Source organism: Neopararhizobium haloflavum (genome assembly GCF_002750855.1).
Classification (GTDB): domain Bacteria; phylum Pseudomonadota; class Alphaproteobacteria; order Rhizobiales; family Rhizobiaceae; genus Georhizobium; species Georhizobium haloflavum.
In genome coordinates, this window is sequence record NZ_NWUC01000003.1 from 1 (window position 1) to 20,610 (window position 20,610).

17 protein-coding genes and 1 tRNA gene are annotated in these 20,610 nt (G+C 62.7%); 6 read left to right on the plus strand and 12 right to left on the minus strand.

Going from position 1 to position 20,610, the window contains the following annotated elements; translation table 11 throughout:
- Positions 1–259: 259 nt before the first annotated feature.
- The 5 genes from CN673_RS07530 to CN673_RS07550 form a co-directional block, all read right to left on the minus strand.
- Entirely contained in the window at positions 260–892 is a 633-nt protein-coding gene (locus CN673_RS07530) for a tyrosine-type recombinase/integrase (protein ID WP_099865671.1), read from the minus strand.
- Positions 893–1,268: 376 nt separating this feature from the next.
- Complete coding sequence (locus CN673_RS07535) at positions 1,269–4,709, minus strand: ATP-binding protein (RefSeq protein ID WP_099865672.1); 3,441 nt, start codon at positions 4,707–4,709, stop codon at positions 1,269–1,271.
- Between the two features lie 2 nt (positions 4,710–4,711).
- Positions 4,712–5,962 (minus strand): metallophosphoesterase family protein, encoded by a 1,251-nt coding sequence (locus CN673_RS07540; protein WP_198585940.1) that lies wholly within the window; start codon positions 5,960–5,962, stop codon positions 4,712–4,714.
- Positions 5,963–6,104: 142 nt separating this feature from the next.
- Positions 6,105–7,868: a UvrD-helicase domain-containing protein gene (locus tag CN673_RS07545; protein ID WP_099865673.1), complete on the minus strand. Its 1,764-nt coding sequence runs from the start codon at positions 7,866–7,868 to the stop codon at positions 6,105–6,107.
- On the minus strand, positions 7,861–9,936 hold the full coding sequence (locus CN673_RS07550; RefSeq protein WP_099866077.1) for an ATP-dependent nuclease: 2,076 nt from the start codon (positions 9,934–9,936) through the stop codon (positions 7,861–7,863). The genes CN673_RS07545 and CN673_RS07550 overlap by 8 nt, the downstream gene beginning before the upstream one ends.
- Before the next feature lie 141 nt (positions 9,937–10,077).
- Here CN673_RS07550 and CN673_RS07555 point away from each other — a divergent pair, with 141 nt between their 5' ends.
- Positions 10,078–11,013 carry a hypothetical protein gene (locus CN673_RS07555; RefSeq protein WP_099865674.1) on the plus strand — a complete coding sequence of 312 codons (936 nt, stop codon included), beginning with the start codon at positions 10,078–10,080 and terminating at the stop codon, positions 11,011–11,013.
- A 118-nt stretch (positions 11,014–11,131) separates the two neighbouring features.
- On the opposite strand, the gene CN673_RS07560 is transcribed toward CN673_RS07555, so the two are convergent.
- From CN673_RS07560 to CN673_RS07570, 3 genes are all read right to left on the minus strand, one after another.
- On the minus strand, positions 11,132–11,560 hold the full coding sequence (locus CN673_RS07560) for a tyrosine-type recombinase/integrase (protein WP_198585941.1): 429 nt from the start codon (positions 11,558–11,560) through the stop codon (positions 11,132–11,134).
- Positions 11,560–12,375, minus strand: a complete 816-nt coding sequence (locus CN673_RS07565) for a tyrosine-type recombinase/integrase (protein WP_099865676.1) — start codon at positions 12,373–12,375, stop codon at positions 11,560–11,562. The genes CN673_RS07560 and CN673_RS07565 overlap by 1 nt, the downstream gene beginning before the upstream one ends.
- A gap of 172 nt (positions 12,376–12,547) precedes the next feature.
- Positions 12,548–12,632: transfer RNA gene (locus CN673_RS07570), tRNA-Leu, on the minus strand.
- A 166-nt stretch (positions 12,633–12,798) separates the two neighbouring features.
- On the opposite strand from CN673_RS07570, the gene CN673_RS07575 reads away from it, so the two are divergent.
- The 3 genes from CN673_RS07575 to CN673_RS07585 are packed head-to-tail and all read left to right on the plus strand — an operon-like array spanning position 12,799 to position 16,098.
- Positions 12,799–13,383 (plus strand): YqaA family protein, encoded by a 585-nt coding sequence (locus tag CN673_RS07575; RefSeq protein ID WP_099866078.1) that lies wholly within the window; start codon positions 12,799–12,801, stop codon positions 13,381–13,383.
- A 17-nt stretch (positions 13,384–13,400) separates the two neighbouring features.
- The gene (locus CN673_RS07580; protein WP_245409827.1) at positions 13,401–13,901 is read left to right on the plus strand and encodes a disulfide bond formation protein B; all 501 of its coding nucleotides are present in this window, start codon (positions 13,401–13,403) and stop codon (positions 13,899–13,901) included.
- Between the two features lie 55 nt (positions 13,902–13,956).
- Positions 13,957–16,098 (plus strand): DUF294 nucleotidyltransferase-like domain-containing protein, encoded by a 2,142-nt coding sequence (locus CN673_RS07585; RefSeq protein ID WP_099865678.1) that lies wholly within the window; start codon positions 13,957–13,959, stop codon positions 16,096–16,098.
- Here the strand turns inward: CN673_RS07585 and CN673_RS07590 are convergent.
- A complete protein-coding gene (locus CN673_RS07590; protein ID WP_099865679.1) occupies positions 16,071–16,628 on the minus strand; it encodes an HNH endonuclease in 558 nt (185 codons plus the stop codon). The genes CN673_RS07585 and CN673_RS07590 overlap by 28 nt on opposite strands.
- A 107-nt stretch (positions 16,629–16,735) precedes the next feature.
- Positions 16,736–17,386, minus strand: a complete 651-nt coding sequence (locus CN673_RS07595) for a DNA-3-methyladenine glycosylase family protein (protein ID WP_099865680.1) — start codon at positions 17,384–17,386, stop codon at positions 16,736–16,738.
- Positions 17,387–17,445: 59 nt separating this feature from the next.
- Here CN673_RS07595 and gluQRS point away from each other — a divergent pair, with 59 nt between their 5' ends.
- Positions 17,446–18,333, plus strand: coding sequence for a tRNA glutamyl-Q(34) synthetase GluQRS (gene gluQRS / locus CN673_RS07600; protein ID WP_099865681.1), 888 nt, complete (start codon positions 17,446–17,448; stop codon positions 18,331–18,333).
- 3 nt (positions 18,334–18,336) lie between these two features.
- Here gluQRS and CN673_RS07605 read toward each other — a convergent pair whose 3' ends face one another.
- Both CN673_RS07605 and CN673_RS07610 read right to left on the minus strand, forming a co-directional pair.
- Positions 18,337–18,627 (minus strand): hypothetical protein, encoded by a 291-nt coding sequence (locus CN673_RS07605; protein WP_099865682.1) that lies wholly within the window; start codon positions 18,625–18,627, stop codon positions 18,337–18,339.
- Positions 18,628–18,749: 122 nt separating this feature from the next.
- A complete protein-coding gene (locus CN673_RS07610; RefSeq protein ID WP_099865683.1) occupies positions 18,750–19,601 on the minus strand; it encodes a YihY/virulence factor BrkB family protein in 852 nt (283 codons plus the stop codon).
- A gap of 74 nt (positions 19,602–19,675) precedes the next feature.
- Between CN673_RS07610 and CN673_RS07615 the strand changes: the two genes are divergently transcribed.
- Positions 19,676–20,509, plus strand: coding sequence for an SDR family oxidoreductase (locus CN673_RS07615; protein WP_099865684.1), 834 nt, complete (start codon positions 19,676–19,678; stop codon positions 20,507–20,509).
- The last annotated feature ends 101 nt before the right edge of the window (positions 20,510–20,610 follow it).

The window sequence follows — 20,610 nt, forward strand, 5'->3', positions numbered from 1 at the left end:
GCGCTCCCGTATACCCGTCACATTTTTCATTGCCAGCCCTCAACCATCCCTGTGGATGGTAAATGGATGCTTCATTCCAGATATCAAGCATGGCATCGCCATTTTGCGCTCGAAGCTCAACGACCACCTGAATGGCCCTTTTCCCAGTCCGCCGCCCGGAAGCAGATATCCCGCTGTCCACCCCATGATGGTCGGAGCAACTCGGTATGCCGCGAGTCGAAAGCGGCCATCCACACCGCGTTGGATGGCCGCTCAAACGTCAGATCTCGGTTCGCTCAGCCAAGAGGAGCGCGTCCTCCACGCCGACGCCAAGATAGCGCACCGTTTTCTCGATCTTGGAGTGACCAAGTAAGATCTGGATGGCGCGGATGTTGCCCGTCGCCCTGTAGATCATCGACGCCTTGGTGCGTCGGAGCGAGTGCGTGCCATACTCTTCCGGACGCAGTCCAATCGCGGTCACCCATTCGTCGACCAGACGCGCGTATTGCCTCGTGCTCATGTGGCGGGTGTGATCAACCCGGCTCGGGAATGCATAGTCCTCGATCGACCCTCCACGTCGTTCAAGCCAAACCAGAAGGCTGGCTCTCACGTCGCTGGTAATCTCGAACTGGACGGGTCGACCGGTCTTCTGCTGAACCACCGTCGCGCGAGTCCTTACCTCTGATCCGGCGACTACATCGCGAATCCTGATCTTGACCAGGTCGCAGCCGCGAAGCTTGCTGTCGATTGCCAGATCAAACAGCGCTCTGTACCGAACGCGTCTCTCGCGATCGAGGAAAAAGCGAATTGCCCAGATTTGCTTCTGGGTGAACGGACGCTTGGTGCCGACCTTCTTTCCGGCGTTCCAAGCCGCTCGCTCGCGGATAGCATCATCGAATTGAGAATGGCCCATTTGACTTTCTCCTTGGCCTTGATTGGCCGAGAGAGAAACGTCCCAATATACTGCCGCTCAGGGGCCGGAAGCGGAATGGCAGGCTTTGGTTATCGATGCCGGGAAAGCCGCCGTTCGTTGAGCTGGTTCTAAGTTCCCGGATGATCCAGAGCCGGCTACTCAGCTGCACGAAGCCCCCAGAGTCGGACTGTTGTCTATGCGGGTGGATCGTCAATCCGCATTGCTTAGAGATCGCGTATTGCCACTCTCCTGCTCGTTCTCCGGACGGCCGCCCGATCTTCAAACCGCAATCGCCTCCACGTCCTCGAACGAGGATCGGGGGTCCAGACCGAAGAGGACAGTGGCGTCATCCTCCCGCGTCACATCGCCCCGTGGATCACAAGAGAGCGCATTCCGAATGAAGCTCGGCGCCAACCACGGACTTCGCGATCTGGACTAGGTGCGGATGGTGCGTGAAGAACAGCACCTGTGTGGTCCGGGCGACCTCAGCGAGGACACGGAAGCCTGCCTCAGCGCGCCGGTCGTCGAAGTTCACGAAGAGGTCGTCTGCGAGGAACGGCAAGCCGACCCCTGCCGCAACAGACTGCTCAAGCGCGGCCAGCCGCAGCGCGAGGAAAAGCTGGTCGGTGGTGCCCTCGCTCATCGCGTCAACTTCGACCATGGTCCGCATGTCGTCGCGCATGCCCAGAAGTCGCGGGCTGGGAGCGTCAGTATCCACCTTGAGCGTAGTGTAACGCCCTGTGGTGAGCGTCGAGAAAAGCTCGCCCGCCCGCAGGAGCAACGGATCCTGATGCCGCTCTCGATACTTCTCGATCGCCCACTTAAGCGTCACGGCCTGAGCCCGCTTCAGAATGTAGTCCTCCGCTAGCACCTCCAACTCGGAACGGGCCTGCTCGGCATCGGCAGCCGCGTCTACTGCGGAGGTCCTATCGGTATCAAGGGCGGCGAACGTCGCCCGTGCATCGCCATGCGCGGTAGCAGCCTCGTCGACCGCGGCGTTAAGCTCTTCGAGCCGGGAGCCGAGTGACTCCAGTTGCGCAGCAACATGGTCGGGATCGGCCTCGCCGACGGCCTCCAGCAGATCGTCGAGTCTGAGGCCGTCGCCTGCCTCCAAGATCGTGCGCTCGGTCGCGGCGACCTCATCGACCAACCCGCGCTTGGCCCGCGACCGCTCGATCGCCGCGCCGAGCGCGACCCTGTCCGCCGAACATGTCTTGGCGAGCAGCGTCGCCAGGACCTCCTCGGTCGCTTTGAGCTTGGCTTGCGCCTCCTGAAGCTCGCCATGGCGGCGCTTGTCCTCGTCGTCCAAGGATCCGTTCAGCGTCTCGGCGCTCCGCGCAGCCGCGAGCCGATCGCGAAGTGAGCGCAGGCGTTCCTGAACCTCCCCCGCCGGGACGCCGATCGCATCGGCAAGCTGGCCCACCGCCGCCGCATGCTCGCGCGTGTCCCGGCCGATGCCCTCGATACGCCGCCGCAGCGACGCCTCATACGCCGTCGCCTCGCGCAACTCGTCGAGCAGGTCGAGCACCGCCGAACAGGCCAACACGTCAATGTCCAGACCTGCCTCGGTCAACGCTGCGCGCCACGCATCGCCGTTCGCATCCAGCGCGTCCTCGGCCGCCCTCTGCCTGTAATCAAGCGCCGCCGTCTCGACGTGGAGTTGGTCGAGTTCGGCTTGTGCCAGGAGCCGCTTCCGGGCGACGTCCTCGAATTCCGCGCGGCGCCTCTCCGCCTTGGCGAGCACGGGCGCGATCGGACCGCCTCCGTCCGCGACGCCGAGTGCCGCACTCATCGCCACCCGGGCGGCGTCGCGCCTGGCGCCGGACAGCTCGACATCCGCTATCAGGTTGCGCACCTCGGCCTGTGCCGCCTCAGCGACGTCGCGGTTCGCCTGCCAGGAGTAGAACCTGCCGGGCTCGAGCGTCGGTAGGCATACATCGGCAAGCCGTCGCATCCAGCCGGCCAGCACCTCCTCGTGACGGGTCCGCGCTGACTGTGCGCGAGCTACCGCCTGGCATTCAGCGAGGCCGTGCGACGCTCGCGTCTGCTCGAGCAGCGATAACCTGCCCGAGGCATCTGCGCTGGCGAACCGCGCATCAGCGCGGTCGTCCGCCGCCGCTACGCTCGACTCGTATCCCGCAATGGCTTCAGCGGGTGCCGGCAAGGCCGCGCCATTCAGCAAATGCTCGCGCAGCGGCCGCCACAGACGGTCACGCTCGGTCCGCACCTCAGCCATGTCCTCGGACGACACCGCGGTGCCGGTCGCCGATTGAGAGATTTCCAATGCGGCGGCAGCCGACTGGTCCGAGGCTCGCTGCGCTGCCTCCTCCTCCCGGCGGACCTCAGCCACCAGCGCCGCCAGTGCGTCGCGCGCTTCGTGAACCTCGCTGTCGTCAACCCTTGCGAGGCAGGCCAACGCGTCCCCGTCGCCCGTCCAGGGTGCGAGCCGCGCGAGGGCGTCGTCGGCCCGGCGCGTTGCACCGTCCAGCTTGGCCCGCAACGCATCGCAGCGTGCGTCGACATCGGCTCCGAGCGCACGCGCGTGATCGACGGCGGAGGTCAGCGCATCGACCGCGTCGCTGATGATTGTCGCGCCGAGCGCCGCCGCCGCACGGCCACGCCGATCCTCGACGCGCCGCCGGTCGTCCTCGACCTGACGCATGGCCAGGCGCTGCTCGCTGTCCACGCGGGCGAGTTCGCGCAGCCGGGCCGCCAGCTCGCGTTGAGGCGTCGCGTCGGCGTTCCGGCCGGCCTCGGCGCGAAGCCGACGGACCGTCGCCGCGGCATCGGCATGCTCAGCCTCAAGGCCAACGAGGTCGCGCTTCGCCTTCACTTCGGCACCCGCATCGGCGACCAAGCGATCGATCTGATCGGCGACGCCCACCACCTGTGGGTCAGTCGACACCGCAGCGCGGCGGTCGGCGATGTCGGCCCGAAGCCCCTCCGCGGCCGATATCGCCCGCACTGCCTCTTCGGCCTCGCGCACTAGTTCCTCCGCAGCCGTTTCACGCTGCCGGCCCAGGTCGACGACACCGTCATATCCAACGAGCGCCATGGTCTGCTCTTCGCGCCGACGAACGAGCGGTGCGAGGCGTCGAACGCGCTCGGCGGCCCGCGATTCCGCCTGCACCGCGTCACGATCGCGGCGCGCGGCCTCTAGCGCCTCGCGGGTCCGCTCGGTGGCGGCCCGCGCGTCCGACCACGCCTTCGGCTTCAATGCGTCGTCACGAACCAACCGCGTGGATTCTGCGAGCTGACGCTGGGCCACCGTGAACGTGCGGCTCCCGCGGTTGGTCGGCCCCCATATGGCGTCGGCCTCCGCCTCCAAGCGCCGCAATTCGTCGGATAGGCCGGTCAGCCCGGAGCCGGCGGCGAAGAGCGTCCGCCCGACGTCGTTCTTGGCCTCCACCATCGCCTTTCCGCCAGAGCGGAGAACCTCCTGATCGAGACTGAAGGATAGGCCGAAGGTATCCCGGGTTTGGCCACGCAACATCGCAGCGAGTGGAGCCTCGTCGATCGGGATGTCGTCGACACCAAGCAGTGTGCCGCTGGTACCCTTCTTTCGGCGGCAGGCAAACGTCGTCCCGCCATCCTCCAGCACCGCACCGACGCGGAGCAGGGAATAGTCGAAGAGGAAGTTGTACGGCGAGCGGACGGGGAACCCGAACAGCAGGTCGGAGACAGCCGCCAGCGACGTCGTCTTGCCCGCCTCGTTCTCGCCATAGATGACGTGGAGATCCGGAGTGCCCGGGCGGAAGTTCAGTTCGCAGTCCTCAAAGCGCCCATAGCGCTCGAGCGATAGGCGTGAGAAGCGCATGGTTAGCCCTCCGCCGTGAGGCGCGACCGCAACGCGGTCGACGCGGTGCGCAGGACGCCCGACCAGTCGCCGCGGGCGGCGGCGAGTCGAAGTTCGCCCTCGTCGGGATCGCCGAGGGACGTGCTAGCCGCCAGCATGAAGCGCTCGAGGTCGTGGCTCAGCGCATTGATGAGGTCCGGGTCGCTCGCCGCCTCGTCGATCATGGTGCCCAGGTCGTCGCTGACGACGAGGCCCGTGCGCGCCGGCTCGGTAACTTCGACCCGGACCTTCTCGACGAACAGATCCGGGGATATCGAGGACGCGATCGCGCGGACATCGTCGCGCAGCGTCGCGGCACTATCATGGAGCGCGCCCGCCTCGACCGTCTCGCCGCCCAGCGTGAGGCGCGCGATTAGCGGCCGACCCGATGCGTTCGCGCCGTGAAGCCCCACGAGTGCAGAGCGCAGCAGATCCCCGACCTCATCCATTCGCGCTCCGGCGCAGTTCACGTCGAGACGTACCCATCGGATAACGTCGAGCTCGATCCGCTCGACAGAGGCAACCTCGCCGTCGTCAACTGCAACCAGGACCGCGCCCTTGGCTCCGATCTCTCTGATGGTTCGCCCTTGCACGTTGCCCGGGAAAATTACGTGGGGCTCGGTGCTGACCACCTCGAACTCGTGGACGTGGCCGAGCGCCCAATAATCATAGCCCCGAGATTTCAACTCCTCGACGGTACATGGCGCATAGCCGACATGTCCCGGTCGACCGGCCAGCGCTGTGTGGAGCATACCTATGTTGAACGCATGCGGCTCGGCCGGCGGGTAGGCCAGCACAAGGTTTTCGGTGACCGCCGGCGTCGAAAAGCTCTGGCCATGGACCGCGACGGAAAGCTCGGGAAGGCGATGAGTCTCGGGCCGCCGCGATCCGAACAGCCGGACGTTCGGCGGCCAGGGGACCGTGCGCGAGATCACGGAGGCAGCGTCATGGTTGCCGGCCAGCAGGAACGCTGGAATACCGGCTTGGTCTAGGCGGCCCATCGCTTTCGCGAAGTATAGACCGGTCCCCATGTCGCGCCAGTCGCCATCGAACAGGTCCCCGGCGATAACCACGAAGTCAACGTCCTCGTCGATCGCGCACTGCACCAGGTTGTCGAACGCCGCGCGCGTCGCTGAGCGGATCTCGTCGACCGGTAGGCCCTCGTATCTCGACAAGCCGTGTAAGGGGCTGTCGAGATGGATGTCAGCGGCGTGCAGAAACTTAAAGCTCGTCAAGCTCATTCCCCCTCTGACTGAATAGGTGCCTCGCTCTCGGAGCCCTACCACAATTGGATGAATGTGAGGGCAATTCACCACTACTTACAAGGCCGCGAACGGATCAGGCCCGATTGGACGGTCGGTGGCCGTATGAAGTCAGTCAGGCCGCGTTCGGGTCAGCCGGCAAGGCGATCACGTTCTCCTCACCAAAAAGCTCGCTGACCTTCCCCAACGCTGCCGCGCCGAGCACCTGCGTGAACAGGAGAGCCAGCCTCCTCTTCGGACGCGAACATGCCACGTAAAACAGGTTGCGGTTGCTCTCAAAGAAGGCCGCCCTGTCCTCAGGAGGCCCGGGATCCATCCATTCCAGCATCTGAGCGAAGTTATACTTGTTCCAGCCGCGGCCGACGATGACAATGACGTTCTCGAACTCGGCACCCTTGACGCCATGCTTCGTCGCGAACGGCGTGTGGCCGTCGATGAAGGCGTCCACGGCGATGAGCTCCGCATAGGGCACCTCGCGAAGCTTCCGCAACTGGGTTACCCGGCGCGGCTCGCCTTCAACCGGATCCGCTCCCACGGCGGCAAGCCGATTCTCGCGGTCGACGACCGCCTCGGGAACGCGCATGTGCGCCTGCGCCCTCATGAAGTCGATTACCTGCCCAATTGTCGCCGTCTGCCTAAGCTCGATGAGCTCCTGGAAGGACTGGGACCAAACCGCCTTGTCCTGATGACGACGGATGTTGGGCCGACCGGCGTCGAGACATCCGAACATCTCGCCGTAGCGCTGCGCTTGGAAGGCGGCGCACGCGGGCTCCACCTGATCCGCAAGGAACTTGATGTGCGGATCCTCCTTCTTCAGCCACGCGTCGTTGTACTGACTGTAGATTTGCTGGATCGTTGGATAGCCCTGTTCCCGTGCGAGGACGCTGTGGCTGAGCATCAGGATCTTCGTCCGCTCGACCGAGAAATCCCAGCCTTCGCCGATGAGTCTGGCCTTGAGATGGTCGAAGTAGGCGCGGGCCGCCTCGGCGCTCGTATCTCCGGTCCAGTGCCCGCCTCCCTGGCCTGTGCGGCGCTGCCCCTGCCAGGCGTTGGTATGGAAGAGCCGCGCCTCGCCGCGCACGTCGGCGTCGCTGGGAATCTGTGGAAGCGCAGGCCTCATGCGGTTGAGCATCGAGACGATAGGCCCGGCCGACCGGAAGTTGGCGTTCTTGTCTATGACCTCAAGCGCGGCGTGCTCAACCGCCCCGCATCCCTCGCCGTAGATCTTTTGCCAGTGATCGCCGAAGAGGCCCACGACAGGGCCGGTGCCTGAGTCGAGGAAGTACTGCTTCAAGGCATCCACGAAGCCGGCGTCGGTGTCCTGATACTCATCGATCAGCAGAATGGGATAGCGCGCGGTCATCACGGCCCGGAACTTGGGCCGTGCGAGGAGCGCGGTCATGAGCGTGAGCACGTCCTCGTGCCGCAACGACACTTCCGTTTCGGTTACACGGGGATAGCCCAGTTCATATTGGATGATACGGACACCGATATCGGCGACATCCGCGTCGGCGAGCCGATCGGTCCAGCCCCCTAGCGTCGGCACCAGCGCACGGAGCTCTGGCTGGAAGTCCTGCAGCAGGGACCAGCAGAAGCCGTGGATCGTTTCTGGTCGTACCGCGGGATGCGCCTGGACGCGGGACGTGATCTCGTCCTTCGCGATGTTCGTGAAAGTTATGCAGCCGATCTGCTGCCGGTTACGAAGGAGCTCGGTACCACGCAGCGCGAGAAGCCTGCGGAGTGCCTTCTCCAGCGAGTAGGTCTTGCCCGCACCGGCGCCGGCCTCGAGACGGAAGCTGCGACCGTGGTCGAAACAAGTGAAGACGCGCTCCAAAGCTACGCGGCCGGCGGCGTCGGCTGGGCTCTCTCCATCAGCCATGGGCGGGCTGTCCGCCGTCGGCAACTTCAACCTCGATCACCTCGGCGACTAGCTCCTCTGCCACCGCCTCGGGCGGTAGAACCGGAGCGGGATTTCCTTCGGCGAGCCACCGCAGACCTTCGGCGATGTATCTGGGTGTCCTCCAAGCCGTGCTCTCGATCGCGTGTTCTAGGGCGAAGCTAGACTTCTTCTGTTCGGCCGCATGCTCATAGGCGAGATTCGCTCGATCCCCCTCGCCAAGTTCGAACAGCTCCGCGTTAGCGAGGATGAACGCGTCCTCGAAACTGCGGGCGGAGGGTCCGCCATCCTCCTCAGGGATTTGATAGGCAAGGCGCCTGCCGGCGCTGATCTTCTCGTCCGCCGTCTTCGCCAGAAGCTGCGCCGGGGACACTTCGGGCGAGAACCAATCCTTGATGCACGCGTTGCTGGTAAAAGTCCCATGCGCCACGGGGACCGCCACGCGCTTGTCACTGGCATTGGGAGCCACGGAGTCGATGTCGGTGATTACAAGCGTGCGCAACTCGAGGAAGTTGAGAAGGTCGTAGAACCGGTGCGCGTACGCACCGCCGACCTCCATCACGGTCAGGTATTGGCTGCTGAGCTGCGGCTGCCCGGCTGCTGCCTCGTCAGTCTTGCGGATCATGGAGGGAAGCAGGAGCCGCTCCGACGTGCCCTCAATCAGGATCGCCTTGTCGGCGAAGAACAGGTCACAGCGTGAGAGCGTGAGATATTGGTGAAGGAATTCGCGCACCGCGGGCTCGGCGCCCGCCATGCCCTGACGCAGATCCTTCACGACCGAACTGCGCATGCCCTCGCCATCGGGAATGGAGAGGAAGTAGCGGAGGCTCTCGAACCGCGCCTCGTTCGCCATGTGCGGGGAATGTGTCGTCACAACGAACTGCACCGGCCACGGCCGATCAGCATTCAGCTGCGCCACGAACGCGGCCGCGACACGCTCGAGCTGCCGGATGAAAACCTCCTGCATCTGCGGATGAAGGTGCGCCTCGGGCTCCTCTATGAAGATGAGGTGGATGCCAGCCGACGTCGGTGCCGCCTGATACTCGCGGAAGAAGCGCAGCAGCTGAAGGAGCATATAAACGAGGTTCCTCGTCCCCAGCCCGTTGTAGGTCTCAGGCAAAGTCATGCCGTTGACGCCGCGATACCTAACCCTCGTGTGGTCCTTGAGGAGCTTGTTCACGTCGAAGCTCGTCTCGGTCACAAGCCCAGGATCTGAAAGACCGGGGTATCCAAACAAATCGAACGTGGGCAGCAACGAGGTCAGACCAGAATTGAAGCTGTTGTGGACGTCGCCCTGAATTGCCTCCACCACGTCCTTAAGTTGCTCTGCGGTCGTCCGCCTGTCCGGGTTGATGTCGTCCGTCAAAGCCGACTGAAACAGCACCTCGACAACTTTGCCGAGGACGTCGCGTTCGCGGATGGTGTCGTCGTCGAGACCACGCTGCGCGTTGATGAAGCCGCCTCCGATCAGCGTCGTGAGCAATTTGGTTTCGAGCAACTTGCGGTTGGTGGCGTCGTTGGGATCGACGGCCTCAAGCGTCCCTGCATAGGCGGACGGGAGCCGTTGGCTTAGGTTCCGAAACAAGCGGGACCGGTCGTCTGCGGCGTCATCGAGCGGTATCAGGTGGTCGGCGAAGAAAGCCTCGGGCGCCGTCGCCTTCGGGCCGAAACGAAACTCCAGGCGGGCCTCGTGACAGTCGTCGTTTAGGTCGATGATGCAGTTGCCCAGCGGTCCGAGATCCGGCGCATCCGTGTCGTATCCGATGTCGAGAACCAACCGGATCGACGGCAGCTGTCCTAGGACATCGGCGGCCTGCGGGTCGGCGCGGTAGGCCTGCAGCGCCTGCCAGAAGCTCTCCTGGCACCCGAGAGAGAAGTCCTCGAGCCGGAACGCCAGACTACCGCCGGATAGGAGCCGCCGGAACAGCTCCGCGATCGAAGTCTTCCCGCTGTTGTTCCGTCCGACGATGAGCGTTGTACGTTGCTCGAACCCAACTACGACATCCCGCAAAAGACGGAAGTTCTCAATTCTGGCCCGCACTATCTGCATTCTCATCCTCCCAGCGCAGAGTTTTAGCCGAAGAATGACCGCATGTCGTTAGATGAAAGCGCCCGCGCAGCTATCGCTTGCAACACAACGTGAATTGATCTATTCACGTAACATATACTTTTTGCGTAAGGTGGATCAATCATGGAATTTCGCGCACCTACCGTCGCCGCGCAGCAGAACGCTAAGGCGCTCAACTACCTCACGAAGAACCTGAAGGATCCTGAGACAGGCCGGCGTGCAGTCGAGAATCTGATCGAGGAGCTGGGCAATGCGGTCGACGGTTACCCGGATTGGCATCCGATCCTTACCGCTCCCACTCGACATGGCTCGGAGCATATCGGCAGCCTCTCTCAGGTGGCGACATATGCGGAGGCAGACCATACAACGGAATTCGTGAGGGGTTTCGTGACCTGCCCCTATTCCGACGAAGGAGCTGACAGACTCGTGGAGGCGGTGCGAGGGGTGCCGGCCCTAGATGCCTATCGGCTAGAGCAGCCGCTCTATGCGGACAGCGCCCATCCGGTCGTCGTGGTGGCCGTTAACGTCGAGCTGGAGGCCGACGGCACCATCAGGAGCAGGGACGCCCTGGCCTGGTTTGTGCAGCTCTCAGCCGCCGAAGCCACCGGCGCGAAGGTGGCTGAGACCTGGTGGAACATCCGCTCGCTCTTACTTGGCAGTCCTCATGGATCGCGATCGTCTCTTTTCGTGAACCAGCACACCGGCGTGCACATGCGCAAGATATTGGAGGCCATGAACGCCAGTGGCATGTTCGGCCCGATCAAGGAGTCCTCGCTTGAGATGCTCTCTCAGAAGAAGCGTGATGCGATCAGCGAGACGCTCATCCGAACCGCCGTCGCAAACTGGGATGGAGAGAGCGCATCATTCGACTTCGATCTGCGGGGCGAGACGTGCAAGGCGTCGCTCAGGGACACCTGGAACGACAATCATGAGATCTCGGTGCGTGTGGAGATCGGAAGGTTCGACCTCTACGTAACCGGCTTCTACTATCCCGAGGATCGCAGAATCACGCACGTTGATCCCCGCGGCAAGCGCGAGTTGGCGGAGAAGTTCCTGTGAGCGTCCAGACCAAACGACAGCTTTCAGGATCTCCAATCCTGGATGCGAATGGCGACAATGGGGGCGCAAAGCAGCCCTATGGGACCTAAGCAATCAGTGGAAACTCTTCGCCCCCAGCCTAGACGAGATCACTGTTGTCGCGACGGGGCTTCTTGGACCTGAGTTCGTCGCAAATGTCGGCCCATTCCTGAGCCATCTGGACCCGCTCGTCCCAATACGAATAACGGTTGTAGGTCCGCCTGACGACGTTCGGGTCCAGGTGTGCCAACGAGGCTTCAATGACGTCGCTATGATATCGACGTCCGTTGAGAATGGTGCTGGCACTGGAACGAAACCCATGGGACGTATGCTCATGCTTGTCGTAACCCATGCGGCGCAGCGCAGAGTTCATAGCGTTCTCTGACAGTGGTCGTTCAAGATTCCGGATAGACGGGAAAACGAGCCGCGCCTTACCCGAAAACTCGCCGATGTCTTTCAGAATCGACACCGCCTGCCGGGAGAGAGGGATCACAAAATCGCGGCGCATCTTCGTGTGGGGCGCCGGCATCAGCCATTCCTTTCTGTCAAAATCGATGTGCGACCATTCCGCCTTCCGAAGTTCGATGGGCGCCGAGGGTAGCAGAGTGCCATGATCTGCAAAGCTGCTCGCAGCGTCACCCAGCCGTCGTATTCATCGACCGACCGTAGAAGCCCACCAAATTTAGCCTCATCCGTGATCGCCGCTTGGGGTGTGCTGATGTTAGATCGCAGCGCCCCCTTCAATGCGAAAGTCGGATCCGTATCTGCCCTCAGAGTGGAGACCGCCATCCGGAAAACGGCGCTGATGGCGGAGCGTACCCGATGGGCAGTGTCGATGCGCCCGCTCGCCTCGACGTGTCGAATGGTCGCCAATATGTCGGCGGCTGAGACTTGAGTAATCGGCTTGTCGTTGAGGTCGATGGCCAGACGCTTCAGATACCACGAGTTCTTAGCGAGGGTCTTTTCCGTCCGTCCCTCAGCCTTAAGACGCTCGATGTACTCGTCCGCCAAGGCGCCGAAAGTGTTTCGCACCACGGCTTCTGTTTCATCGGCTTCCCGCTTGCGGACTTCCGAAGGGTCGATCCCCTTGCCGACGAGTTCGGCTGCCGCGTCCCGAGCGTCACGCGCCTCACGCAGCTTCACCTTGGGATAGGTCCCTAGCGACAGGGTCTTCCTCTTTCCGCCGACTCCATAGTCATAGCGCCACCAAACCGCCCCGTTCGGACGGACAATTGCATAGAGCCCCTTTTCATCGGAAATCCGGTACGGCTTATCCCGACCCTTCGCCTTGCGAATCGCCAATTCACTGATTGCCATTTCCTCAAGCCCCTGACGCAGTAACATGGCCACACAAGCAGTAACTGCATCCAAAAGCTACTGCAGATCAAGCGGGATTGGGTGGATTTGGATGGAACGGAGTGGATAGAAGCAGGCGGTAATGGCCCAAGAAAAACATCGAAAATCAAACCATTAGTCTTCTAATTGGAACTGTTTCAAACAGCTTGAAAAGTGCCTTTGGTGCCCCTGGCCGGGATCGAACCAGCACTCCTTGCGGAACTCGATTTTGAGTCGAGCGCGTCTACCAATTCCGCCACAGGGGCCCTGCCCACGCCCGTTCTTGCCGAGCGCGGAGCGGCAGCCGGACTATACAAATCGACTGCCGGGCGTCAACTTGCTTTTGCCGCGTTCTCGCGGCATTGGTGCGGCGCGCGGTCGATGCCGTCTGCGCGCCCGCTCCGCTCCGTTGCCAGCCGAACCAGGACGTTCATGCTCCGCCGCCTCTATGACTGGACGATGTCGATCGCCGCGACCCGGCATGCCGAAAAGGGTCTCGCTACGGTCTCCTTTGCCGAAAGCTCGTTTTTTCCGATACCGCCTGACGTGCTGTTGATCCCGATGGTCCTCGCCGACCGGCGCAAATGGCTGCGGATTGCAACCATCTGCACCGTCGCCTCGGTCGCAGGCGCGCTGCTGGGCTACGCGATCGGCATGTTTCTCTACGAGGCGATCGGCCAGCCGATCCTGAACTTCTATGGCAAATCCGATGCGTTCGAGGAGATGCGCGCGCTCTACAATTCACCATGGGGCGGCTGGGCGATCCTGTTCGGCGCCGTCACGCCATTTCCCTACAAGGTGCTGACAATCTTTTCCGGTGCGACAGGCTTCAATCTGGCACTGTTGATCGTGATAAGCATCGTTGGCCGGGGGTTTCGATTCTTCCTCGTCGCGGGCCTCCTCTACTGGATCGGCGAGCCGATCCGGCTCTTCGTCGAGAAGTATCTCGGCATCCTGTTCACCCTCTTCATCGTGCTGCTTTTCGGCGGGTTCTACGCCGTGCGCTACATGTTCTGACTGCAGGGATCATGATCATGACATTCTCCCTCCGCAATCCAGTCTTCCTCGCGTCGTTGCTGCTTTTCGGGATGATGGTGACCGTCGGAGGCGCGCTGGCTTTCGAACATATCGGCGGTTTCATTCCCTGCGCGCTCTGTCTGCAGCAACGCACGCCCTACTACATCGGAATTCCGATAGCCGCTCTGGCGCTGGCATCGCTCCTCGGCAGGGCGCCTTTTCTTGTCACGCGCCTCCTGTTCCTGGCAGCCTTCGCGCTGATGGCATATGGGGCCGGGCTCGGCGCTTATCACTCCGGGGTCGAGTGGGGTTGGTGGGAAGGGCCGGTCAGTTGCGGTGGCGGCGGCTTCACGAGCGATGCAGGCAGCCTGCTGTCGCAACTCGATGCAACCCGCCCGCCCTCCTGCAACGACGCTGCAGGTCGATTCCTCGGACTGTCCTTTGCCGGCTGGAACGTGATCGCAAGCCTTGGGCTGGCCGCCATCGCGCTGAGAGGATTGCTTCTGCGTCGCGCTTGATGGCGCGGCGCGATTCTGCTTGCTTGGTGACAATTACAGGCCGGGAGGCGGCGTCATGAAAGCAGCGACTGGCGCGATACCGCTCAAGGCGCTCGATGCGGTCGCCTTCGACACCGAAACGACAGGGCTCGATACCGCGCATGCACGCATCGTGCAGATCGCGGGCATTGCCATTAGCCACGGAGCGATTCGCGAGAGCGAAACATTCGAAACATTCGTCGATCCTTCGATGGATATCGCGCCGTCCTCCACCGCGATCCATGGCATTGACGGCAAGATGGTCGCAGGCGCACCGACGATCGGCACGGCGCATGGCGCATTCGAAACATTCCGCAACAAACGCATTCTGGTCGGCTATTCGGTGGGTTTCGATTTCGCGATTCTCAAACGTGAGGCGGAGCGCGCCGGGTTCTCCTGGAGCCAGCCGCGTTCGCTCTGCGTGCGGCTTCTCGGCACGATCGCCAACCCTACCCTTCCCGACGAATCGCTCGAAACGCTGGCCAGTTGGCTCATGCTGGACATCAGCGGTCGTCACACCGCCATCGGCGACGCGCGCGCGGCGGCCGCGATCTTCCTTCGGTTGTTACCATCGCTGGAGAAACGTGGCATCCGCACCCTTGCGGAGGCAGAACGCGCCTGTCTCCAATTGACGGAGCAACTCGGCAATCACCGTCGCGCAGGCTGGGAGACACCCGTCACGCCGCCACAGGTGAGCCGGCTCTATGCCGATGTCGATCCTTACGCCTATCGCCATCGCGTCGGCGAGATCATGAGCCACCCCGTTGCCATCATCCCGCCGGACACCACCACCGGACAGGCAATCGCCGATATGGTGGAAAAACGGATCAGTTCGGTGCTCGTCAGCGGCGAGGCGCAATCGCGTGCGGTGTCGGATTACGGCATCCTGACCGAGCGCGATGTGATGCGCCATTTGGCCAAAGCCGGTCCTGCCGCCCTTCATCTCACCGTCGGCGAAATCGCGTCCCGACCGCTTGTCACGATCGCCGACGAGGCGTTCGTCTACCGTGCAATGGGCCGTATGGAGCGACACCGCATCCGCCATCTGGCGGTGCGGGACAAGGACAACCAGCTGAAGGGGATCGTCTCGGCGCGCGATCTGTTGAAGCTGCGTGGCGGCGCAGCGATCCGCCTCGACGACGCGATCGAAGCGGCGCGCACTTCGGCTGAGATGGCCCGCGCCTGGGCGATGCTGCCAGAGGTTACGGAACGCCTGATCGACGAAGGCATCGATGCGCGGATCGTCGCAGGCATAATTTCGGAGGAACTGCGCGTTCTGACGCGGCGCGCTGCCGTGCTCGCGGAAGCGGCCATGGTCGAGGCGGGCCAGGGGGCCCCACCGTGCGCCTACGCGCTGCTGGTTCTCGGCTCGGGCGGCCGCGGCGAAAGCCTTCTCGCAGCCGATCAGGACAATGCGATCGTCTACGAGGACGACGCCGCGGGCGGTTGCGACGCATGGTTCGCCGAACTCGGCAAGCGCGTTGCCGATGCGCTCGACACGGCCGGAATTCCCTATTGCAAAGGTGGGGTCATGGCGATGAACCCGCCATGGCGCGGTTCGCTGGCTACCTGGCTCAAGCGGGTCAACCACTGGATCGGCCGCTCGGAGCCTCAAGACCTGCTCAATGTCGATATTTTTTTCGACATGAGACCCGTCCACGGCAGCCAGGCTTTGGGTGCGGCACTGTTTGAAAGCGCCTACCACGCCGGTCATGCCCACCCGCCCTTCGCCAAGTTTTTGGGGGATCGCCTTGGCGATTTCGGCTCGCCCTTTGGCCTCTTCGGGCGACTGCGCCTGGTCGAGGGGCGCATCGACCTGAAGAAGTACGGGCTGTTCCCGATCGTCGCCTTTGCCCGTGCCCTTGCTATCCGGCACGATCTGCGCGTCAGGCGAACCGAGGAGCGAATCGAAGGGCTGATGGCGCTCGATATAGGCGGAAAGGAGGACCTGCGCGCGATCCTCGATGGGCACGCCCAACTTCTCGCACTGCTGCTTGCACAGCAATCACGTGATCTGCATGATGGCATCCCGGTTTCCAACCGGGTCGAGGCGCATGCGCTGACGCCCGGCCAGGAAGCCGAGCTCAAGATCGCGCTGCACGCGGTCGAGCGTATCCCGAACCTCTTCCGATCGCTCGTTACGGCTCGTTCTCAGGGCTGGAGTTCGACGTCCCAGTAGAGATAGTCCATCCAGCTTTCGTGCAGATAGTTGGGTGGGAAGAGCCGGCCATTGTTGTGCAGATCATGCACGGTCGGCTGGAAGGGGGCCTGTTTGGGCAGCATTTTTGCCTCTCTCGGCAGTTTGCCACCCTTTTTGAGGTTGCAGGGTGAGCAGGCGGCGACGACGTTCTCCCATGTCGTCTGGCCACCGCAGCGGCGCGGCACGACATGATCGAACGTCAGTTCGTCCGGGGAGCCGCAATACTGACACTCGAAACGGTCGCGCAGGAAGACGTTGAAGCGCGTGAAGGCTGGGTGGCGCGAAGGCTTGATGTAGCTTTTGAGGCAGACGACGCTCGGCAACCGCATGGAGAAGCTCGGAGACGAGACGGCGTGCTCGTATTCGGCGACAATGTTCACGCGGTCGAGAAAGACCGCCTTGATCGCGTCCTGCCAGGACCACAGCGACAAGGGATAGTAACTCAACGGCCGGAAGTCGGCGTTCAAAACAAGCGCCGGCAAGGCCTCCGGTGAAACTGCAATCGTCAAGCATCTGCTCCTGATCGATTCGTCCGCTTCTCCTCTATATTAGGCACCATGTTACAGGAATGTGAAGCCAAATCAGAAACCTATGATCCATTAACCCCAGGCTTCGCTCACATGATCGGCGAAGTGGGACGCTTTTGCAGGCCTGCATAGTAGGCCCACAGGACACGAGCTGCGACCGACCTCCATGGCTTCCAGCGATCGGACAAAATCCTCATCGCCCGCGCGTCCGGCCGCCTGTCCAGCGAGAGTGCGCGGGCCGCTGCTGTTTGAAGGGCAATGTCTCCGGCAGGAAATACGTCACAATGGCCGGCGCAGAAGAGAAGATAGACCTCCGCCGTCCACGGCCCGACACCCTTGAGCGCGGTCAGATGCGCCGTTGCCTCATCCGAGGGAAGATCACAGACAGCCTCAAGATCGATTATCCCGGTCACGGCCGCCTTTGCGATAGCGCGCAGCGTGTCCCGCTTGGCGCGGGACAGCCCAACCGTCCTGGCACTCTCGTCGGTGAGCGTCAGCAGGGTCTGCGGCGTCACCGTATCCACTTCGGCCACAAGGCGGCGCCAAATCGCCTCGGCGCTGGCGCGCGAGACCATCTGCCCGACCACCACGGACGCCAGCCCCTCGATACCGGGACCACGGCGACGCAAGGGGATGAGGCCCGCCGGCTCGATGATGGCCGCGAGACCTGGGTCGAGTGCGGCAAGAGCGTCGACGCCCTCGGTGATATCCGCCATGGTTTCGATACGTCGTGCTGTCATTGACCCGGAACTGTCCTCGATGCGAAATCGGTCCTAGCAAATCCTCATCATGCAGACCAATGACCGCATCATCGCAACCCGTTTTCCGCTTCGCTCCGAGCCCGAACGGGCGGCTTCACCTCGGCCATGCCTATTCAGCCCTGATCAACAGGACACTGGCCGACGAGACAGGCGGCCGTCTGCTCCTGCGCATCGAAGACATCGACCGCGTCCGCTGCACGCCGGCGCTCGAGGCGGCGATGATCGGCGATCTGGATTGGCTGGGCGTGCGGTTCGATCCGCCGCTTCGCCGACAATCCGAGCATTTCGACACCTACCGCGCATTGCTCGACCGGTTGGTTGAGATGAACATTGCCTATCCCGCCTTCCTCAGCCGCGGGGCGCTTTCGACACGGATCGCAGAGGCAGAGGCGGGCGGGCAGCCCTGGCCGCGTGACCCTGATGGTGCACCGATCTATCCGCCGGACGACAAGCATCTGGATGCGAAAGAGCGCCGCACGCGGATCGCCGCCGGGGAGCCTTTTGCATGGCGCCTCGATATGGAAGCAGCGCTGAAAACAACGGGCACTCGCCTCACCTGGCGCGAGAACGGGAAGGGGCCCGGCAATGAAACCGGACTCATTGCTGCCGATCCCATGGCCTGGGGCGATGTAGTCCTCGCCCGCAGCGACACGCCGACCAGCTATCACCTCTCGGTCGTCGCCGACGACGCCGCGCAGAAGATCAGCCATGTCGTACGTGGTCAGGACCTTTTTCACGCCACCGCCGTGCACCGTTTGCTGCAGGTGCTTCTTGGCCTGCCCGAGCCCCAATACCGCCACCACGCGCTCGTGAGAGACGCGACGGGCCGCAAGCTTTCCAAATCCGACAACGATACGGCATTGGCGGCGCTTCGCGACAGCGGAAGCACACCCTCCGACATTCGATCGCAACTCGGCGTAGGCTGAGGATCAGGTATCGAGCAGAACACGCTTCAGGAGAGCCGCAGCGAAGAGGCTGAGGAAAGCACCGGCTATCCCGATCGCAAAACGAACTTCAAGCGCCGAGTATCCGAGATTTGAATGATCGTGGAGCGTCAGGCCCAGATAGAAGCCAATCGCGAGGATGATCATGTTGCCGAAGGCACCGAACCCTTGGCGGCCCATTAGAGAATGCATGGCCTGGCCGACGAGGAACCCGGCCATCAATGCAAGTCCTGCGAAGATCACCGACCAGTCAATAGAAAGCTGTCCGATCGTCATGGGACGCACCTTCGACCTCTTTCGATGGCGCTAATATAACACAATCCGGCAGTTCGGCAGACGCTGCCGCGAAATGCGGTAAATAATCCTTTTCCACCATAAGCCTTGCGGCCTCTTCTCGCCTACTCTTCGTCGGCGTGGAGGGTCCGATAGCGCAGGATGGCCGCATTGACTTCCGCGCCAAGGATGAAGATCGCGGCGATGATATAGAGAAACAGCAATGCAATGACGATCGACGCCAGGCCCGCGTAGGTTGAAACGTAGTTTGCGAAGCGCTGCAGATAGGAAGCGAAGATGCTGGCCGCGATGAGCCAGAAAAGGATCGTCAGGCTGACGCCGGGCAGCACCTCGATGAGCTTTCGCCGGCCCGCGGGGAGCCAGAGGTGGGATATGGCGAGCCCGACGACAAGGACCACGATCGCCACGATGATGCGCCAACTGTCGATCATGGAAGTGGTCGCTTCCATCCAGGGAAGCCATTGCCGGGCAAGACGCACGGCAAGAGGCGCAAGGACCAGCAGGAAACTGATTGCCATGAAGACGAACGCCGCGACGAGGACGAAGCCGAGGCTCTGTGCCCGGGTCGTATACCACGCTCGCCGATCGGCAACGCGGTACGCCCGGTTGAGCGAAACGCGCAACGCCTCCACACCATTCGAGGCAAAGAGTGCAGCCGCCAGCACACCGATGGTCAGAAGGTCGAAACGCTCCTGCGTCAACACGTTCTCCACCTCGCGCGCGATCGGCTCGGCGATCGTCTGCGGCCAGGTATCGAACACAAGATGCACTGCGGTCTCGGAGAATGCGTCGGCTCCGAGGTAGCTGGCCAGCGCCGTTCCGAAGATCATGAACGGAAAGATCGCCATGATGGTGGACAATGCCACATGGCTCGCCATCGCCCATCCATCCTCGTCATTGAAGTGGTTGAAGGCGTCGAGCGCAATCCGATACGTCTTCTTGTAGATGCTGCTCATGCGTCCGTTCGAAAATAGTGGCGCACACTCGATAGGAGATAACCGCCGGTGAAGGAACATGTCCGAGGGCCACAATGACAGAAATACGTAGCATTCTGGTAACCGGATGCTCTTCAGGCATCGGGGCCCATTGCGCAACAGCGCTGCGACGCGATGGATGGCGCGTCTTCGCCACGGCGCGGCGCGGCGAGGACATAGCGGCTCTCGAGGAGAAAGGACTGGAAGCCTTCTACCTCGACTACCGCGAGCCTGAAAGCATCGAATCCGTTTTCAACGCCGTCGCCGCGTGCACGGGCGGCCGGCTCGACGCCCTGTTCAACAATGGCGCGTACAGCCAGCCGGGTGCGGTCGAGGATCTGCCGGTCGAAGCATTGCGCGAGCAGTTCGAGGCCAATGTCTTCGGCTGGCACGACCTGACCCGGCGTGTCGTTCCCCTGATGCGGCGGCAGGGGCATGGACGCATTGTCCAGTGCTCCTCGATCCTCGGATTGGTACCGATGCGCTGGCGCGGAGCCTACAATGCCTCCAAGCATGCGCTTGAAGCCCTCAACCTCACCATGCGAATGGAACTGAAGGGATCGGGTATCCATGTCAGCATGATCGAACCGGGACCGATCGAATCGAAGATCGCCCTCAATGCCCTCGCCTATGTCGAGAAGTTCATCGACACGAAGGAATCTGTGCACCGTGAGGCCTATGAACGGCAACTCGCGCGATTGAAGCAGGGTGGCGTGCGCTCGCGCACCAAACTCGGTCCCGACGCTGTCTACAGCGTCTTGAAGCACGCGCTGGAAGCGTCCGTACCGCGCCCCCACTACCTGGTGACGAGGCCGGCGAAGATCGGCGCGACGATGAAGCGGCTGTTGCCGGCGCGCCTCTTCTACGATCTCCTTTCACGGCAGGATTGATCGCAAATCGCGCGATGCAGCGACAATATGCAACGCGGGTGGCTGGACCGCCGCCCATGACAATCGGTCCTCAAGGCCCTATGTGCGGGACACCGCCAACG

Bases quoted from the DNA above. Each gene is read 5' to 3' on its own strand.
- CN673_RS07585 (WP_099865678.1), top strand. From the start codon at position 13,957: ATGAAAGCAGCGACTGGCGCGATACCGCTCAAGGCGCTCGATGCGGTC.
- CN673_RS07545 (WP_099865673.1), bottom strand. From the start codon at position 7,868: ATGGCTGATGGAGAGAGCCCAGCCGACGCCGCCGGCCGCGTAGCTTTG.
- CN673_RS07580 (WP_245409827.1), top strand. From the start codon at position 13,401: ATGACATTCTCCCTCCGCAATCCAGTCTTCCTCGCGTCGTTGCTGCTT.
- CN673_RS07535 (WP_099865672.1), bottom strand. From the start codon at position 4,709: ATGCGCTTCTCACGCCTATCGCTCGAGCGCTATGGGCGCTTTGAGGAC.
- CN673_RS07560 (WP_198585941.1), bottom strand. From the start codon at position 11,560: ATGCCGGCGCCCCACACGAAGATGCGCCGCGATTTTGTGATCCCTCTC.
- CN673_RS07610 (WP_099865683.1), bottom strand. From the start codon at position 19,601: ATGAGCAGCATCTACAAGAAGACGTATCGGATTGCGCTCGACGCCTTC.
- CN673_RS07555 (WP_099865674.1), top strand. From the start codon at position 10,078: ATGGAATTTCGCGCACCTACCGTCGCCGCGCAGCAGAACGCTAAGGCG.
- CN673_RS07575 (WP_099866078.1), top strand. From the start codon at position 12,799: ATGCTCCGCCGCCTCTATGACTGGACGATGTCGATCGCCGCGACCCGG.
- CN673_RS07530 (WP_099865671.1), bottom strand. From the start codon at position 892: ATGGGCCATTCTCAATTCGATGATGCTATCCGCGAGCGAGCGGCTTGG.
- CN673_RS07550 (WP_099866077.1), bottom strand. From the start codon at position 9,936: ATGCAGATAGTGCGGGCCAGAATTGAGAACTTCCGTCTTTTGCGGGAT.
- CN673_RS07595 (WP_099865680.1), bottom strand. From the start codon at position 17,386: ATGACAGCACGACGTATCGAAACCATGGCGGATATCACCGAGGGCGTC.
- gluQRS (WP_099865681.1), top strand. From the start codon at position 17,446: ATGACCGCATCATCGCAACCCGTTTTCCGCTTCGCTCCGAGCCCGAAC.
- CN673_RS07615 (WP_099865684.1), top strand. From the start codon at position 19,676: ATGACAGAAATACGTAGCATTCTGGTAACCGGATGCTCTTCAGGCATC.
- CN673_RS07565 (WP_099865676.1), bottom strand. From the start codon at position 12,375: ATGTTACTGCGTCAGGGGCTTGAGGAAATGGCAATCAGTGAATTGGCG.
- CN673_RS07605 (WP_099865682.1), bottom strand. From the start codon at position 18,627: ATGACGATCGGACAGCTTTCTATTGACTGGTCGGTGATCTTCGCAGGA.